The sequence below is a fragment of the Embleya sp. NPDC001921 genome, from assembly GCF_053594475.1.
The window spans coordinates 173191-190024 of sequence record NZ_JBSFEO010000011.1 but is presented as its reverse complement, the minus strand read 5'-3'; the positions used below and the strand labels follow the sequence as shown (position 1 = coordinate 190024).

At 73.3% G+C, this 16834-nt stretch carries 7 protein-coding genes; 4 read left to right on the top strand and 3 right to left on the bottom strand.

Translation table 11 applies throughout. The features are described 5' to 3' along the window. Positions 1-18 precede the first annotated feature (18 nt). The gene (locus ACWCPW_RS15980) at positions 19-1527 is read right to left on the bottom strand and encodes a YibE/F family protein (protein ID WP_449762141.1); all 1509 of its coding nucleotides are present in this window, start codon (positions 1525-1527) and stop codon (positions 19-21) included. 238 nt (positions 1528-1765) lie between these two features. Here ACWCPW_RS15980 and ACWCPW_RS15975 point away from each other — a divergent pair, with 238 nt between their 5' ends. Then, positions 1766-2206, top strand: a complete 441-nt coding sequence (locus ACWCPW_RS15975) for an Lrp/AsnC family transcriptional regulator (protein WP_449762140.1) — start codon at positions 1766-1768, stop codon at positions 2204-2206. A gap of 163 nt (positions 2207-2369) precedes the next feature. On the opposite strand, the gene ACWCPW_RS15970 is transcribed toward ACWCPW_RS15975, so the two are convergent. After that, complete coding sequence (locus ACWCPW_RS15970) at positions 2370-2951, bottom strand: 2'-5' RNA ligase family protein (protein WP_449762139.1); 582 nt, start codon at positions 2949-2951, stop codon at positions 2370-2372. 133 nt (positions 2952-3084) lie between these two features. Here ACWCPW_RS15970 and ACWCPW_RS15965 point away from each other — a divergent pair, with 133 nt between their 5' ends. Then, entirely contained in the window at positions 3085-3621 is a 537-nt protein-coding gene (locus tag ACWCPW_RS15965; RefSeq protein WP_449762138.1) for a DoxX family protein, read from the top strand. A 170-nt stretch (positions 3622-3791) separates the two neighbouring features. Here the strand turns inward: ACWCPW_RS15965 and ACWCPW_RS15960 are convergent, their stop codons facing one another. Next, the gene (locus ACWCPW_RS15960; RefSeq protein ID WP_449762137.1) at positions 3792-5723 is read right to left on the bottom strand and encodes a glycerophosphodiester phosphodiesterase; all 1932 of its coding nucleotides are present in this window, start codon (positions 5721-5723) and stop codon (positions 3792-3794) included. Between the two features lie 625 nt (positions 5724-6348). Here ACWCPW_RS15960 and ACWCPW_RS15955 point away from each other — a divergent pair. Continuing rightward, positions 6349-11325, top strand: a complete 4977-nt coding sequence (locus ACWCPW_RS15955) for an amino acid adenylation domain-containing protein (protein WP_449762136.1) — start codon at positions 6349-6351, stop codon at positions 11323-11325. Next, entirely contained in the window at positions 11325-16769 is a 5445-nt protein-coding gene (locus ACWCPW_RS15950; protein WP_449762135.1) for a non-ribosomal peptide synthetase/MFS transporter, read from the top strand. Before ACWCPW_RS15955 ends, ACWCPW_RS15950 begins: the two co-directional genes overlap by 1 nt. The last annotated feature ends 65 nt before the right edge of the window (positions 16770-16834 follow it).

The window sequence follows — 16834 nt, the reverse complement described above, 5'->3', positions numbered from 1 at the left end:
CCGATCGGGGCCCTCGCCTCAGCGGCCCCGGTGACGACCCCGGGCCGCGGGCACCGGCGCCGGGGCGGCTCCGCTCTTCCCGGCTCCGCTCTTCCCGGGTCCGCCGTGGTCGGCCGCCGCCAGGATCGCCGCCAGGGCGGTGGTCACCGGGACCGAGGCGACCAGGCCGATGCTGCCGACCAGGGTGCGGGCGATCTCCTCCGCGACGATCTCGCTGGTGGCCACGTCCAGGACGTCCCGACGGGCGATCGAGAACAGCAGCATCAACGGCAACGCCGCGCCCGCGTAGGCCAGTACCAGGGTGTTGACGGTGGACGCGATGTGATCGCGGCCGATCCGGATGCCCGCGCGATACAGCCGACGGGCCGTCATGGTCGGGTCGGCCTGCTTGAGTTCCCATACCGCCGACGTCTGAGTGACCGTCACATCGTCCAGCACGCCCAATGATCCGATGATGAACCCGGCCAACAACAGACCGTGCAACTCGATGTCGGGATACAGCGCGTGCACCAGGCCGGTCTCGTCGGAGGTGTTGCCGGTCAGATGCGCCCAGCCGATGAACAGCGAGCCCAGTACCCCGATCAGGGACAGCGATACCAGCGTGCCGACCACCGCGACCGAGGTCCGCGCGGATATGCCGTGGCACAGGTACAGGGCCACGAACATGATCGCGCTGCCGCCGACGACCGCGACCAGGAGCGGATCGGACCCGTGCAGGATCGCGGGCAGGATGAAGAACGACAGGACCGCGAAGCTGATCGCCAAAGCGATCAGCGCGGTCAGCCCGCGCAGTCGCCCGACCAGGATCACCGCGACCGCGAACAGGCCGGCGAGCAACAACATCGGCGGCCCGCGCCGGACGTCGATCACCGAGTACCTCAGGTCCTCGGGCGCGTTGGGGGCGTACGCGAGCACCACCCCCTGCCCGACCGAGAACCGGCGCAACTCGGTCGGCCGGACCAGTTCGGTGACCGAGCGACCCTTGTCGGCGCCCGAGGTGACCTCGATCGTGGCCCGGTGGCAATCGGCGCGCGGGGCGGCCGAGCCGGGCGCGGTGGAGGCGCCGAGGGAAGGCGGGGGCCAGGGCACACCGCCCGGTTCGGCGGCGGGGTCACCGGGCGGCGCGGCGGGCCCGTCGGCCGATCCGGACGGGCCGGACGCGGCCTCGGGGGCGGACGGGTCCGCCGCGCCGGCGAAGGCCTCGGCGTCGGCTCGGGCGCAGGGCAGTTCCTCGACCTTGGTGACCCGCCCGTCGCGGGTCTCCTGGTCGAAGCCCACCCCGGTACGCGGATGCGCCGGCGTGCTCCCCGGCCACAGCACCACCAGGCCCACCACCACGGCCGCCGCGAACGGGATCAGGACGGCGGCCACCAGGCGGCGCAGCCGGGCCGAGGCGGGCGAGGGTGGTCCGTGCGCGTGACTGTGCCCGTGCGCGTGGCCGGCCCCGTGGTGTCGGTGGCCCGGCGCGTCGTCGGATGCGTCGGGGGCATCGTCCGTACCTCCGCGATGCGTTTGTGTGCCGCCCATGCCGCAGTCCCTCCCGGTCCGGTCGACGCGTCCTCGTGCCGGAGTCCCGGCCGGAAGCGTATCGGGCCGGACACCCGGCCCCGGTGCCGATCACGGTCGCGGCCCCGGTGCGGGCAACCGGGTGAACGGCGCAAGCCACTTGCGGGGAATCGCCTCGAAGCCGCAAGATTCTTGCCTGCCGACCAGGTTTCTCGCCTGGAGATTTGCGTGGGCAGCGCCGAGGAGTGGAGCGCCGAGCATGGCCGAGATCGACAGCATCGACCACAACATCCTGCGCATGCTGCGCGAGGACGGACGGCGGACCTTCTCCGAGATGGCGGGCCGGATCGGGCTGTCCGTCGCGGCGGTCAAGCGCCGCGTGGACCGGTTGCGCGAGGAGGGTGTGATCACGGGCTTCACGGTCCAGATCGACCACGCCAAGCTCGGCTGGGGCGTCGAGGCGTTCACCGAGCTGCGCTACCCCGGTAGCATGCCGGTCAGCGAGATCGTCCGCACCGCGACGGACACGCCCGAGGTGCAGGCCGTGTACACGATCGCCGGCGACCCGGACGCCCTCATCCACGTCCGCGTCCGCGACATCACCCACCTCCAACAGGTCATCGACCACCTGCGCCGCAACGGCAACGTCACCGGCACCAAGACGCTCATGGTGCTCGGCTCCTGGACCAAGGAGAGCTGACGACAAGGTCGGCCGGGGCCGCCGATCCCACCTCCAGGCGGCCCTGCCCAAGCGCCAACGCAAGGCCCGCGCGGCCGGCCGGGTCGGCGGTCGGCCGCTCTCGTCGGCCGGCCGGTCCGGCGATCGGGCGCGATCGGTCGGTCCGGCGATCGGTCGGTACGCCCTAGGACGCGGTGGCGACGCCGGTGTTCGTACCGGGCTCGGTGGTGCGTGGCGCGAACGGGAACGCCTCGCGGAGGGCCCAGTTGCCGTCGTCGTCGCAGACCACCAGGTCGAGCCGGTCGACCCGGGCGGTCAACGGCAGTCGGCCGGTCACCTCCGCCGCCAGCGCCCGCAGTTCGTCGGGGCCCTGGCCCAGCGCGACGGTCAGGTGCGGACCGACGTCGTCGGGGTCGTCCAGGTACGCGCCGCCATACGGGAGGTAGTCCGGCCAGCGGTCGGACACCGCCGCGATCAGGCGCAACACCGGCTCGGCCGGATCGGGCGCGAGCCACAACCCCCGGTGGAACTGGCCGACCCGATCGAAGACCAGGTCCAGCGCGGAGCGCGCGGCGGCGATGTCGGCGAGCGCGGCCAGGTCGGCGGGCCCGATGTCCGCGGGCGCCAGCCAGGGATAGAGCACCGTGACGTGCGCCGGGATGCCCTCGGCGCTGCGCGGGTCGTAGCGCTCGCGCCAGGGCTCGACGACCCGCTCGACGTCGGGGACCAGCAACACCAGGGCACTCGCCGCGTTCCGTTCGGCCATTCCCGCAGTGTACGGTCCGCGTCCGGGCATACCGGCGGATCGTCGGATCGCCGGCCGGGGTGTTTCGCCGGCCGGGAGTCGCTCTCGGCGGGGGTGGGTTCGAGGCGTCCGTTCCGGGGGCACTCGTCCCGGCATGGCTGTGTTGAGAACCTTCGCGCGTCCCATGCTGGCCTCGATCTACGTGCTGCAGGGGTACGACGCCGTGGTGCGTCCGGACCGCGTGGTGCCCGTCGCCGAACCGGTGGTGCGGCGGATCGCCGGGCTGGTGCCGATCGTGCCGGCCGACATCCGTACGGCGGTACGCCTGAACGGCGGTGTGCAATTGGTCGCCGGCGCGCTGCTCGCCCTCGGCCGGGCGCCGCGCCTGTCCGCGCTCGCGCTCGCGGTCACCCTGGTGCCCACCACGCTCGCCGGACATCGCTTCTGGGATGCCGAGGACAAGCAGGAACGGGCGGGTCAGCGCGTTCACTTCCTCAAGAACGTGTCGATGCTCGGCGGCCTGCTGATCGCCTCCGCCGACACCGGCGGCAAGCCCTCCCTCGCGTGGCGCGGCCGGCACCGCGCGCACGCCCTCCGGCACGACGTCGACCTCGCCCGCCGAACCGCCAGGTCCGGCGCGACGTCCACGAGCGTGGCCCACCGCCTGGGCGATTTGGTTCCCGGTCACTAGTCCCCCCGCGGTCCAGTACCCCCCGCGGTTGCCCCGGACAGGCCGACGGGCGAGGTGGATCCACGTGCCCTGGTCGGCATGTAGATCCACCTCGCCCGTTTTCGGCCCGAGGGCGGTTCGCGAGCACCGCGCTTCCCCCCGGCCGGCGCAGTGCTCGCGAACCGACCCGATCAGCCCAGCGCGCGAGCGTCCGAGGCGATCAGCTCGGCCCGGGGCGCCGGGATGGTGCGGCCCGCCTGGTTGTCGGCCCAGCGGGCGAGTGCCTCGTACTGGTCGTGGGCGAGCATCGTGGTCAGGGTCGCGATCGCGGTGCGGTCGGCGGCGGAGGTCAGGATCAGGTGGGCGAGGCCGGTCCGTGAGGCGGTGACGGTGAAGGCCGACTCCGCGACCGCGGTGCCGCCCGGGCCCTTGGCCTCGGCCCGCAGGGTGTGCGCGCCGAGCGGCAGCGTGCCCGAGTCGATCGGCGTGCCGGCGGCGAACTCCCGCCCGTCCAGCGTGAGTCGGACCGTGTCGGCGCCGGTGGTGCGGAGCGAGGGGACCGGGTTGCTCGCGCGCTCGACCTTGGCGCCGGCGGCCGGCGCGAGCACCTCGACGGTGGGCGCGGCGGGCGGCTCGGGAGTGCCGGTCTGGCGCCAGGCGGCATTCCACCCGGCCAGTTCGGCGGGACGGTTGGTGATGATCGCGTCCGCGCCGCCCGCCTCCAGGGTCTTCCACCCGGTCGCGTCGTCGACCGTCCAGACCATCACCGCGACGCCGGCGCGGTGCAGGTCGGCGACCACACCGGGGCGCTTGGCCAGGCCCGCGGCCGAGGGGTTGTAGGCCTTGAGGGCGAGCTGCTTGGCGAGCGCGACCGGATCCGCGTCGAGGTTGCCGCGCAGCAGACCGAGCGGCAGATCGGGGGCCAGCTCGTGGGTGAAGGTGAGCGCGTCGACCTCGAAGCTCTGGACGAAGACCCGGCCGCTCATCCCGGTGTCGCGGATGTCCTTGACGATCCGGGAGACCTCGTCCTTGGTGTGCTTGCCCTTGATTTCCAGGAGCAGGTTGCCGCCGCGCGTGCGCAGGTCCTCCAGTTGTGCGCGCAGGGTCGGCACCCGGGCTCCGCTGTGCAGCGGGGAGAACCACGAACCGGCGTCCAGGGCCGCGAGTTGAGCGGCCGTCAGGTCCCGGATCCGGCCCTTGCCGTCGGTGGTCCGGTCGACCGTGTCGTCGTGCAGGATGTGCGGGATGCCGTCCTTGCTGGGCTGGACGTCGTTCTCGATCCAGTCGGCGCCGGCCCTGCGGGCGGTCTCGTCCGAGATCAGCGTGTTCTCCGGCGCGGCGGAGGACGCGCCGCGGTGCGCGATCACGGTGAGCGGGGCGCCGGGCGCGCGCAGGTAGGCGTTCGCCTCCGGGGCCAGCCGGGTGACCTTGACGTCGTCGAAGGAGACCCGCGAACCGTTGACGAGCAGCGCCTGCGCGCCGTCGGCGGAGCGCTGGACCCGGGTGCTGCGCAGCGCCTCGCGGCCGTCCACGACCAGGCGTGCCCGGCTGCCGTGCACCTCGACCGCGACCCGCACGTCCCGGCCGATCCCGGCGGCGGTCGGCGCCGAGCCGGTGTCGGTCACGTTCCACGCGTCGCCGGTGGTGCGCTGGGCGAACTCCAGGCCGTTGCCGGCGGTGGTCCCGGTACGCATGGTCGCGATCGACCACGGGGTCGTGCCGGCGGCGGGCACGTCCAGGCCGAACGCGGTCCAGCGTGCCGCGTCGACGGCGCTCTCGAAGCGGACGACCGCCTCGAAGCGGAAGTCGTCCAGATGCCGGCCGAAGGTGATCCGGCTCTGTTGGCCGGAGTTCGCCGAGGTGCCGACCAGGCGGCCGTTCTCGACCTTCCAATCGCCCTCGACCGCCCGCCATCCGGTGGGCAGCGCGGAGCCGGCGAAGTCCTCGGACACGACCACGTCGCCGGCGGGCGGCGCGGCGGGGGTGTCCGGGGCGGCGACCGAGACGCCGGTGAGGGTGGCGGTGGCGCCGATCCCGAGGGCGGCGACCACGGCGCCGATGCGGAGTCGGGAGCGATGCCGCGGAGGCAGCCGGAACGGGGACGAAGTTGTCTGCGAAGGCATGTTCGAAACCTAGGGAGCGTGGGCGAACCCCCGATCACGCGACGCTGAAGCTCTGCCCAACGGTCGGGTACGCGCGGTGGTCGGCGGGTGGTCGCCCGATGGTCGCCCGGGTGGCCGGCCGGCGCCACGTCGGACGATCGTGCCCCGGGAGCCGGCCCGCGCCAAGCGGGATGCAAGCCCGAGGCGGTACTTCTTGAGGCACGGACCGGCGCGGCCTGCCGGCCCGCGAGTTCCACGGGCCCGCGAGCTCCGCAGGCCTGCGAGCTCCACGGGCCCGCGAGATTCACCGGACGCGATTCGACCGGACCAGAGCAGGCACGATCCGACGGATCACACGCGGCCCGACCGGATCACAGGCGACCCGACCGGATCACAGGCTGCCCGACCGGACCCGATCCGATGCGGTCGGATCCACATCCGAAGCAGTCCGAAGCAGTCCGAAGCAATGCGAATTCCAGTCCCGCCCAACCCCGTGACCACCGCCCGCGACGGCGGCTTCAGGCCAACCCGAAGTAGTGGGGGACAGATGCTAGGCACAGTCAACTCTTTCCTCCACGATCTCCCCGGGAGTACATCGTCTGCGCCGCCGACCACGAATCGGCATCAGGACACCTCAGGAGAGTCGATGAGTCCAACCGCCTACCCAGCACTGGATCCGACCGCATCCCTGGCCGCTCTGGTCGATGCCCGGATCGAACAATCGCCCACGCTCATCGCCTTGATCGCCGGGGAACACCGGCTCTCCTACGGCGAGTTGGGTGCCATGGCCGATCGGGTCGGGGCGCGCCTGGCAGAGGCGGGGGTGGCCGGGGGCGACCTGGTCGGCGTCTGCCTGCCGCGCACCCCGTACCTGGTCGCGACGTTGGTCGCGGTCCTGCGCGCGGGCGCCGCGTACGTCCCGTTGGACCCCGAGTACCCGCGGGAGCGACTGGAGTGGGTGCTCGGCGACGCGCGGGCTCCCGTCGTGGTCACCGACCGCGCGCACGAACACCTGCTCGCCGACGCTTCGGCCGACCTGGTGTACGTCGACGCCGATCCGCCCGCCGATTCGGTACGTCCCGCCCGCGCGCACACCGGGCCGGACGAACTCGCCTACGTGCTCTACACGTCCGGGTCCACCGGGCGGCCCAAGGGGGTTCGGGTGACCCACCGAGGGGTCACCGCGATGCTGCGCTGGGCGGCCGACACCTATCGGCCCGACCAGGCCCACCGGGTGCTGTTCTCCACCTCGGTGTGCTTCGACATCTCGGTGTACGAGCTGTTCTTCCCGCTCGTGGTGGGTACGGGCGTCGTCCTGGTGGACAGCGTGCTCGCGCTCGCGGACGCGCCCGCGCGGGACGAGGTCACCCTGATCAACACCGTGCCCAGCGCGATGGCCGCGCTCTTACGCGGGCCCGGACTGCCGCCCGGGGTGCGCACGATCAACCTGGTCGGCGAGGCGCTCTCGCGTCGGGTCGCGGACCAGGTATACGCGTGTCCGCAGGTCGAGCGGCTCTACAACCTGTACGGGCCGACGGAGGACACCGTGTACTCCACCTGGGCCGTGGTGGACCGCACCGACCGGGCCGAACCGCTGATCGGCACACCGCTGCCCGGCACCACCGCGCACGTGCACGACGAGAGCGGCGAACCGGTCGCCCCCGGCGAGCTCGGCGAGCTGTACCTGGCGGGCGAGGGCCTCGCGCAGGGATATCACGGCCGTCCCGACCTGACCGCCGAGCGGTTCGTCACCGTGGCGGGGGAGCGTCGGTACCGCACCGGCGACCTGGTCCGGCGTCGGCCCGACGGCGCGCTGGAGTATCACGGGCGGGTCGACCAGCAGGTCAAACTGCGCGGATTCCGGATCGAACTCGGGGAGATCGAGGCGGTGTTGACCGGACACCCCGGCGTCCAGGCGGCCGCCGTGGTGCTGCGCGAAGACGCGCTGGGACCGTATCTGGCGGCGTTCGTGCAGGGCGCCGACCGCAGTCCCGAACCCACCCCGGCCGAACTGCGCGCGCACTGCCTGACCCGACTCCCGGCCTACATGCTGCCGGACGCGATGGTGCTGCCGACTTTGCTGCCGCTCACCCTCAACGGCAAGATCGACCGCAACGCGCTGCCCGCCGCGACCCGGACCCGCTTCCGGGACATCGAGTTCGTCGCGCCCGGGACGCCGACCGAGACCACGATCACCGACCTGTTCCGCGACGTCCTCGGCGCCGATCGCATCGGCGTGCACGATCCGTTCCTGGAGTCCGGCGGCAACTCGCTGCTCGCCGTCGGGCTGTTGGCCCGGGTACAGCGGGCCTGCGGGGTGCGGATTCCGCTCGACGTGTTCTTCGCCGACCCCACGCCGGCCGCCCTGGCGGAGCACGTGCGGCAGGCCGACGCGTCCACCGGGTCGGCCCGGACGACGGTGCCGCCACCGTGCCGCGAACCGCACGCTCCCGCGACGGCCGGCACCGTGCAGGGCGAGTTCGCGATGCACGAGATGGTCCGGCCGGGCAGTGCGCTGTACCACGTGCCGCTGCGGATCCGGGCCCGCGGTGCCCTGGACGTCGCCGCGTTGGGCCGGGCACTGGGCGAGGTGGTGCGCCGGCACGAGGTGCTGCGCACCGCGCTGGTGCACCGGGGCGGCGAACCGGTGGTGGAGATCCGGCCGCCCTACCCGGTCGAGCCGGCCCTGCTGGACCTGCCGGACGCGGACGAGGAGCGCCTGGACGCGGTCCTGCGCGCCGAGGCCCTGCGACCGCTGGACCGGGCCGAGGGCCGGCTGTTGCGCGCGCTGGTCGTGCGGGTCGGTCCGGACCGGCACGAACTGCTGCTCACCGTGCACCACATCGCGATGGACGGCTGGTCGATCGGCCTGCTGCTGCGCGATCTGGCGCACGCCTACCAGGGGTTGCCGCTCGCCGAACCGGCCCTGCAGTACTCCGACGTGGCCCGCTGGGAACGACGCCACGCGGACGCCGAACACGACGAGGCGCGGCGCTGGGCCGGCCGACTCCGGGGCCTGGGCACCGAACAGCACCTGCCCGGCGACCGCACTCGGCCCGACCCGTTCGATCCGAGCGGAGCCCGGTTGACGCGCCGGCTGGATCCCGAACTCCTGCGCGCCGCCGAGGAATGGGCGGCCGGCGAGGGCGCCAGCCTGTACATGACCCTGCTCGCCGCGCTCGGCACGCTGGTGCACCGCTACACCGGCCGCACCGATCAGGCGGTGCTCAGCCCGTTCGCGGTCCGCCCGCTGCCCGAACTCGAGGACGTCATCGGCCCGCTGCTGAACACCGTGCCGCTGCGCTTCCGGGTCGAGGGCACCGACACGTTCCGGGAACTGGTGCGCCGACTGCGCCCGGTGGTGCTCGACGCGCTCGACCACAGCGCCCTGCCCTACCTGGAACAGCTCCGCTTCGCCGGCATCTCGGGCGCGGAGACCTCGACCCCCGTGTCGCAGATCCTGCTCGCGGTCCAGAACCACCCGGGGGCATCGGTGGAACTGCCGGGTCTGACCCTGGAGTTCCTGAACGAGGTGTGCAACGGCGGGGCCAAGACCGATGTGTCGATGTTCGTCGAGTTCCCGAGCACCGGACCGCTGCTGTCCGTGGAGTACCGCACCGGGCGCTACGACGCCGCGTCGATCGAGACCATCGTGGACCACCTGCTGGCCGTGCTGGCCGAGGTACTGGCCGCGCCGGACCGGCCGATCGGTGAAACGATCATGCTCGGCCCGGCCGAACGACACCGGCTGATCGAGTCCGTCAACCCGGCCCCGATCGCCCGGCCCGACCTGCGGCTGCCCGACCTGGTCGCGGCGCGGATCGCCCGCACCCCGCACGAGACCGCCGTCGTGGCGGACACCGGCAGCCTCACCTACGCCGAACTGGACGCCACCGCGAACCGGTTGGCGCACGTCCTGCGCCGGCGCGGTGCCGACCGCGGCACCCTGGTCGCGATCGCCATGCCCCGCACCCACCTGTTGCCCGCCGCCCTGCTGGGCGTGCTCCGCACCGGCGCGGCCTACCTGCCCATCGACACCGACCAGCCGATCGCCCGCAACCGGGCCCTGCTCGACGACGCCAAGGTCACCCTGATCGTGGGGCAGAGCGCGGCCGCCGCCGCGTCCCCGCTGTCGGCCGACCCCGGCTACGACGTGATCGCGGTGGACGGCGCCGAGGTCGACGCGGCCGACGAGGGCCCGCTTTATGGGCACGCCGAGGCGGAGGACCCGGCATACCTGATCCACACCTCCGGCTCCACCGGCCGACCCAAGGCGGTCGCCGTACCGCACCGGGCGATCGTCAACTTCCTGCTCTCGATGGCCGACGAACCGGGACTGACCGCCGCCGACACGATGGCCGCCGTCACCACGCTCACCTTCGACATCGCCGGGCTGGAGTTGTGGCTGCCGCTGGTGGTCGGCGCCCGGGTGGTGATCGCCGACCGGGACACCGCCGCCGACGGCCGACGGCTCGCCGACTGGCTGGAGCGCCACCGGGTGACGGTCTGCCAGGCGACGCCGGCCACCTGGCGGATGTTGCTGGACGCGGAGGGGACCTGGCCGGCCGCACTGGTCGCGCTCTGCGGCGGCGAGGCGCTCACCGGGGACCTGGCCGGCGCGCTGCTGGATCGCTGCGCGCGGGTGTGGAACATGTACGGCCCCACCGAGACCACCGTATGGTCCACCGTCCTGCGCGTCGACCGCTCGCACGCCGCGCTGCCCGTGGTCCCGCTCGGCGCACCGATCGCCAACACCCGCGTCTATGTGCTGGACCCGGCCGGGCGTCCCGCGCCGGTCAACGCTCCCGGCGAACTGTGCATCGCGGGCACCGGGGTCGCGCTCGGCTACCTCGGCCGGGCCGAACAGACCGCCGAACGCTTCGTCCAGGACCCGATGGGCCCACCCGGAACACTGATGTACCGGACCGGCGACCTCGCCCGCCGCCGACGCGACGGCACCCTCGAGTACCTCGGGCGCGCCGACCATCAGGTCAAACTGCGCGGCTTCCGGATCGAGTTGGGCGAGATCGAGGCGGGACTCGCCGCGCTCGCGGGCGTCACGGCCGCGGTCGCGACCCTGTGGGCGGGCCCGGCCGGACCGACGCTGGTCGGGTACGTCGTCCCGGACGGTCCGTTCGTCGCGACGGACCTGATCGCCGCGCTCGGCGAGCGGCTGCCCCGATACATGGTTCCCGGTGTGCTCGTGCCGCTCGACGCGCTGCCGTTGACCCCCGCCGGCAAGGTCGACCGGGCCGCGCTGCCCGAACCCCGGCCCGGCGGCAGCGGCGCGCCCCCCGAGGGCGACTGCGAGGAGATCCTGGCCGAGATCTGGCACGAACTGCTCGGCCCGGATCGGATCGGCCGCGACGACACCTTCCTCGCGCTGGGCGGCAACTCGCTGCTCGGGCTGCGCCTGATGGCCCTGGTGAGCGAGCGCTTCGAGATCGACTTCCCGCTGCGGGTCGTCTTCGAGGCGCCGACGCTGGCCGCGATGGCCCGCCGGATCGAGGACATCCTGCTGAGCGAAATCGACGAATCCGCACCCGACTTCGGCCGCCCCAGCGGGCCGAACGTCGCGAACGGGCACACCGCCCCGGCCGACTCGACCGACCGGGACGCGTGATGACCGACTCCGAGGAGATCCTGACCACGCGCCCCGAACCCGACCCCGACCGCGCCCGCCGCGACCTGCTCCGCAGCCGGCTCGCCCGGGCCCGAGTCGCCGCCCCCCGCGCCGACCTGGCCCCCAGGCCCGCCGACGTGCCCACACCGCTCTCCGCCGCGCAGCGCCGCATGTGGTTCCTCGCGCAGTACGAACCCGACGGCGCCGCCTACAACATGCCGCTCGTGCTGCGCCTGACCGGTCGGCCGGACCGGGACGCGCTGGTGGCCGCGCTGACCGACGTGGTCGCCCGGCACGAGGTGCTGCGCACGGTCTATCCCAGCGTGGACGGACACGTCCTGCCCACCGTGCACGAGATCGACCGGTTCCGGGTGTCCGTGCTCGGCGTGGCCGAGGCGGAGGTGACCGCCCGGCTCGCCGCCGAGGCCCGCCGCCCCTTCGACGTGTCCCACGAACTCCCGATCCGGGCAGTCCTGTTGTGCACGGGGGAGCGGCATGTGCTGAGCCTGGTGCTGCACCACATCGCCGCCGACGCGTGGTCGGTGGGCGTACTGTTCGACGACCTGGCCGCCGCGTACACCGCGCGTTGTGCCGGTCATCCGCCCGAACTCGCTTCGCTGCCGGTCCAGTACGCGGACGTCGCCTACCGGCAGCAGACCACCCTGGCCGCCGAACTCGACCGCCAGCAGACCTGGTGGCGGGCCCGGCTGCGGGGCGCGCCGGGCACGGTGAGCGTGCCGGTGGACCGGCCGCGTCCGGCCGTCGCGGACACCCGGGGCGAGCGGATCGAGGTCGGCTTCGGCAGGGAGCGCTCGAGGCGGATCCGGGCCCTGGCCGAACGCACCGGCGGCACCACGTACATGGTGCTGCTGAGCGCGCTGCAGATCGTGCTGGCCCGGTACAACGGCGTCACCGACGTCACCGTGGGCAGTCCGGTCGCGGGGCGCACGCACCGCAGCACGGACGCCCTGATCGGCTGCTTCGTGAACACCTTGGCGATGCGCACCGACCTGTCCGGCGAGCCGACGGTACGGGAGTTGCTCGGCCGGGTCCGGGAGGACACCCTCGCCGCCTTCGCGCGCCAGGAACTCCCTTTCGACCGGCTGATCGACGCGCTCGACCTGGATCGCGAACTCGCCTACACGCCGCTGTTCCAGGTCCTGTTGAACGTGCACAACCAGGCCCCGGCCCGGCCCACGCTGCCCGGCGTCGAGGTCGAGTGGTGCGATACGCACACCGGCGCGGCGAAGTTCGACCTGTCGCTCGCCGTGCTCGACACCGGGCCCGCCGACGAACTCGTCGCCGACCTGGTGTGGCGCAGCGTGCTCTACGACGAGGCGAGCATCCGGCGGGTGTTCGGGCACCTGACCACCGTGCTGGATGCGATGATCGCCGACCCGGACCGCGCGGTGGCCGAACTGCCGCTGCTCACCGCCGGCGAGGAGCGGCAACTCGCGGGCTGGAACGACACCGCCCGGGACTGGGACACCGACGGCACCCTGCACGCCCTGATCGAGGAGCAGGTCCGCCGCACGCCGCACGCGCCCGCCGTGCGCGGCGTGGACGGCGAGCTGAGCTACGCCGAGCTCGACGGCCGGGCGAACGTGCTGGCGCGTCGGCTGCGCGGCCTCGGGGTGGGGCCGGATCGCGTGGTCGGGCTGTTCGCGGAGCGCTCGACCGCGCTGATCGTCGGCATGCTCGGCATTCTCAAGGCCGGTGGCGCGTATCTGCCGCTGGACCCGCTGTACCCGGACGAGCGGGTGCGCGCGCTGCTCACGGCCGCCGACGCGGTCGCGGTGGTCACGACGGAGGAACTGCGGCCCCGGTTGCCCGGGTCGCCGCCCGTCGTGGTGCCCGAGGAGGCGCCTCCGGAGGTGGACCCGGGGCCCTTGGCCGTGGACGTGCGGCCGGACCACCTGTGCTACGTGCTGTTCACGTCCGGATCCACCGGCGCGCCCAAGGCGGTCGCCGTCGAGCACCGCAACTACCGCAACTACCTGCACGGCCTGCGGGAACGGGTGGGTCCCGGACGGGCGGCCGACGGGCGGCCGTGGAACTGGGCGCTGGTCTCCACGTTCGCCGCCGACCTGGGCACCACCAACGTGTTCGGCGCGCTCACCGGCGGCGGCTGCCTGCACCTGCTCACCCGGGACCAGGCCACCGATCCGGACGCGTTCGCGCGGTATCTGAGCACGCATCGCATCGACGCGATGAAACTGGTGCCCAGCCACCTGGAGGGCCTGGCCGCGCTCGGCGATCGGCTCGCCGACGTGCTCCCGCGCGCGTTGCTGATCTGCGCGGGCGAGCCGTTGCGCGCGGACGCGGTGGACCGCCTGCGGGCGGCCCGGCCGGAGTTGACGCTGCACAACCACTACGGGCCGACCGAGACCACCGTGTCGATGCTCGGCACGCCGGTCACCGCCGTGCCGGCCGGTGCGGCGAGCGCGCCGCTGGGGCTGCCGTTCGGCAACGTCGGCGCGTACGTGTTGGACCCGCACGGGCGGGAGTTGCCGGTCGGCGTGCCGGGGGAACTGTTCGTGACGGGAGCGGGGTTGGCGCGCGGCTACCTCGCGTGCGCGGACCTGACCGCCGAGCGCTTCGTCGAGTGGGCCGGGCGGCGCGCGTATCGCACCGGGGACCTGGTCCGGCGCCGTGCGGACGGAGCGATCGAGTTCCTGGGCCGGGCCGACCAGCAGGTCAAGATCCGCGGTTTCCGGGTCGAGATCGGCGAGGTCGAGGCCGAACTCGGCGCTCGGCCGGGGGTGCGCGAGGCGATCGTGGTGGCCCGGGGCGAGGGCGCGGGACGCAAGCTGGTGGGATACGTGGTCGCGGACGCGACGGCGACGGTGGACGCGGGCGCGATCCGGGCGGCCCTGAGAACCCGGTTGCCCGACTACATGGTGCCCTCGGCGGTGCTCGTCCTGGCCGCGCTGCCGCTGACCGGCGCCGGCAAGGTGGACCAGGCGGCACTGCCCGCGCCCGAGCTCGTTCCGGCGCAGGAGGGCGGCGTCGAGCCGTCCACGCCCACCGAGGTGGCGGTGGCCGTGACCTTCGCCGACGTCCTGGCCACGACCGGGGTCGGCGCGGCGGACGACTTCTTCGCGCTCGGCGGCGACAGCTTCTCCGCCGTGCGCGCGGTCCGCACGATCGGCCGGGGCCTGTCCATCATCGACCTGTTCCAACACCCCACCGTGCGCGAACTCGCCGCCCTGCTCGACGGGCGCGCCGGCGAAGACGGCCCGGCCGAGCGTCCGCGCCCGCTGCTGCACCGGCTCACCAAGGACGCGGGACCGACCACGCTGACCCTGGTCTGCGTGCCGTACGGCGGCGGCAGTCCGATCACCTTCCAACCACTCGCGGACGCGCTGCCCGCCGGACATCGGCTGTACGCGGTGGAGTTGCCCGGCCACGACCCCAGTCGGCCGGACGAGGAACCCGAGGAGCTGGAGCAGCTCGCCGACCGGCTCGCGGTGCGGATCACCGAGCGGATCGGCGGCCCGATCCTGCTCTACGGCCACTGCCTGGGCGGTGCGCTGGCCACCGCGCTGGCCGGACGGCTGGAGGCGGCCGGGGCCGAACTGCGCGGCGTCGCACTGGGCGGGACCTTCCCGGCGGCTCGGCTTCCGGGCCGGTTCGCCGAGTGGGTGGCCAGGCGGCTGCCCGGCGACCGGTTGCTCTCGGACCGGGCCTACCTCGACTACCTGCGCGCGATGGGTGGTTTCACCGATGTCTACGACGAGGCCGAACAGCGCTTCCTGATCCGGGCGTTGCGGCACGATGTGCGCCAGGCCGAGGACTTCTACACGCGTGCCTACGGCGACGCGCACCCGACGCCGGTGGCCGCGCCGATCCTGTGCGTGGTGGGCGACAAGGACCGTGCGACGTTGTTGTACGAGGAGCGCTACGCGGAGTGGGAGCACTTCGGCCCCAGGGTCGAACTGGCGGTGATCCCGCGCGCGGGGCACTACTTCCTCAAACACCAGGCCGTCGAACTGGCCGCGGTGTTGAGTCGCTGGTCGGCCGGTCCCGGACCCGGGGCCGCCGACCCGCCTCCCGGCCCGCGGGCGGCCTCGGCCCGGCCGAATCTGGCCACCTTCGCGAAGGTGGCGGGCGGGCAGTTCGTGTCGATGATCGGCACCGCGCTGTCCACCTTCGCACTGGGGGTGTGGGTCTACCTGCGGACCGGGTCGGCCTTCGACTTCGCGATGATCTCGGTGGCCGCGGTGCTGCCCGCGGTGTTGTTGTTGCCGATCGCGGGCGCGGTCGCGGACCGGGTGGACCGGCGGCGGATCATGATCGTCACCGATACGGTGGCCGCCGCCGCGATGTTGTCGCTGGGCGTGCTGTTGTGGACGGACCAGCTGCAGCTCTGGCACGTGTACGTGGTCGCCTGCGTCGGCTCGGTGTGCAACGCCTTCCAACGGCCCGCCTACATCGCCGCGATCGCCCAGTTGGTGCCCAAGCGCTATCTGGGGCAGGCCAACGGTCTGGCCCAACTGGGCACCGGTTCCGGGGACATGCTGGCGGCGTTGGCCGGCGGCGTACTGGTCGCGGCGGTCGGCCTGCACGGCGTGGTGCTGTTCGACATGGCCACGTTCCTGATCGGGGTGAGCGTACTGCTGCGGGTGCGCTTCCCCGACACGCTGTTCGAGAAGCGCGAGGAGCCGCTGCTGCGCGAAGTGGTCACCGGGTGGCGCTACATCGTGCGCCGGCGCGGGCTGGTGGCGATGGTGGTCTTCTTCGTGGTGTTCAACTACCTCTTCGCGGTGGCCACCGTGCTGGTCACCCCGATGGTGCTGGCCGACGGGTCGGCGGTGACGCTGGGCGTGGTGACCGCGGTCGGCGGGGTCGGCGCGGTGCTGGGCGCGCTGGTGATGGCGCTGTGGGGCGGGACCGCCCGGCGGGCGACGGGCATGATCGGCTTCACCTCGGTGGTGGGGGTGGCCGCGGTGCTGGCGGGCAGCCGGCCCGAGCCGGTGTTCGTCGCGGTCGGACTGTTCGTGTTGTGGGCGGCGCTGATGATCCTGAACTCGCACTGGATGGCCCTGATCCAGACCAAGGTCGGGATGGAGTTGCAGGGTCGGGTGCTGGCCACCAATCAGATGCTGGCGATGTCGATGATGCCGCTCGGCTTCCTGACCGCCGGACCGCTGGCGGACCGGGTGTTCGAGCCGCTGCTGCGCTCGGACGGCGCGCTCGCCGACTCGGTGGGCGTGCTGCTGGGCACCGGACCCGGGCGTGGCACCGGTCTGTTGCTGGTCCTGGTCGGCCTGGCGCTGGGCGTCTGGGGCCTGGTGGGGTTGTTGTACCGGCCGCTGAGTCGGATGGAGGACGTGCTGCCGGACGCGATCCCGGATGTGGAGATCGGTGACAAGGACACCATTCAGGCCGAGGCGGACCGGCGGCTGGCCGGCGCGGGTGGGGCGGGGGTGCCGGTGTCCTGACGGCACGCGTGCGCGGTGTGGGGAGACACGGGCCGCGGAGTCCCCACACCGCGCGGCGAGGCTCG

Bases quoted from the DNA above. Each gene is read 5' to 3' on its own strand.
- ACWCPW_RS15980 (WP_449762141.1), bottom strand. From the start codon at position 1,527: ATGGGCGGCACACAAACGCATCGCGGAGGTACGGACGATGCCCCCGAC.
- ACWCPW_RS15960 (WP_449762137.1), bottom strand. From the start codon at position 5,723: ATGCCTTCGCAGACAACTTCGTCCCCGTTCCGGCTGCCTCCGCGGCAT.
- ACWCPW_RS15970 (WP_449762139.1), bottom strand. From the start codon at position 2,951: ATGGCCGAACGGAACGCGGCGAGTGCCCTGGTGTTGCTGGTCCCCGAC.
- ACWCPW_RS15965 (WP_449762138.1), top strand. From the start codon at position 3,085: ATGGCTGTGTTGAGAACCTTCGCGCGTCCCATGCTGGCCTCGATCTAC.
- ACWCPW_RS15955 (WP_449762136.1), top strand. From the start codon at position 6,349: ATGAGTCCAACCGCCTACCCAGCACTGGATCCGACCGCATCCCTGGCC.
- ACWCPW_RS15975 (WP_449762140.1), top strand. From the start codon at position 1,766: ATGGCCGAGATCGACAGCATCGACCACAACATCCTGCGCATGCTGCGC.
- ACWCPW_RS15950 (WP_449762135.1), top strand. From the start codon at position 11,325: ATGACCGACTCCGAGGAGATCCTGACCACGCGCCCCGAACCCGACCCC.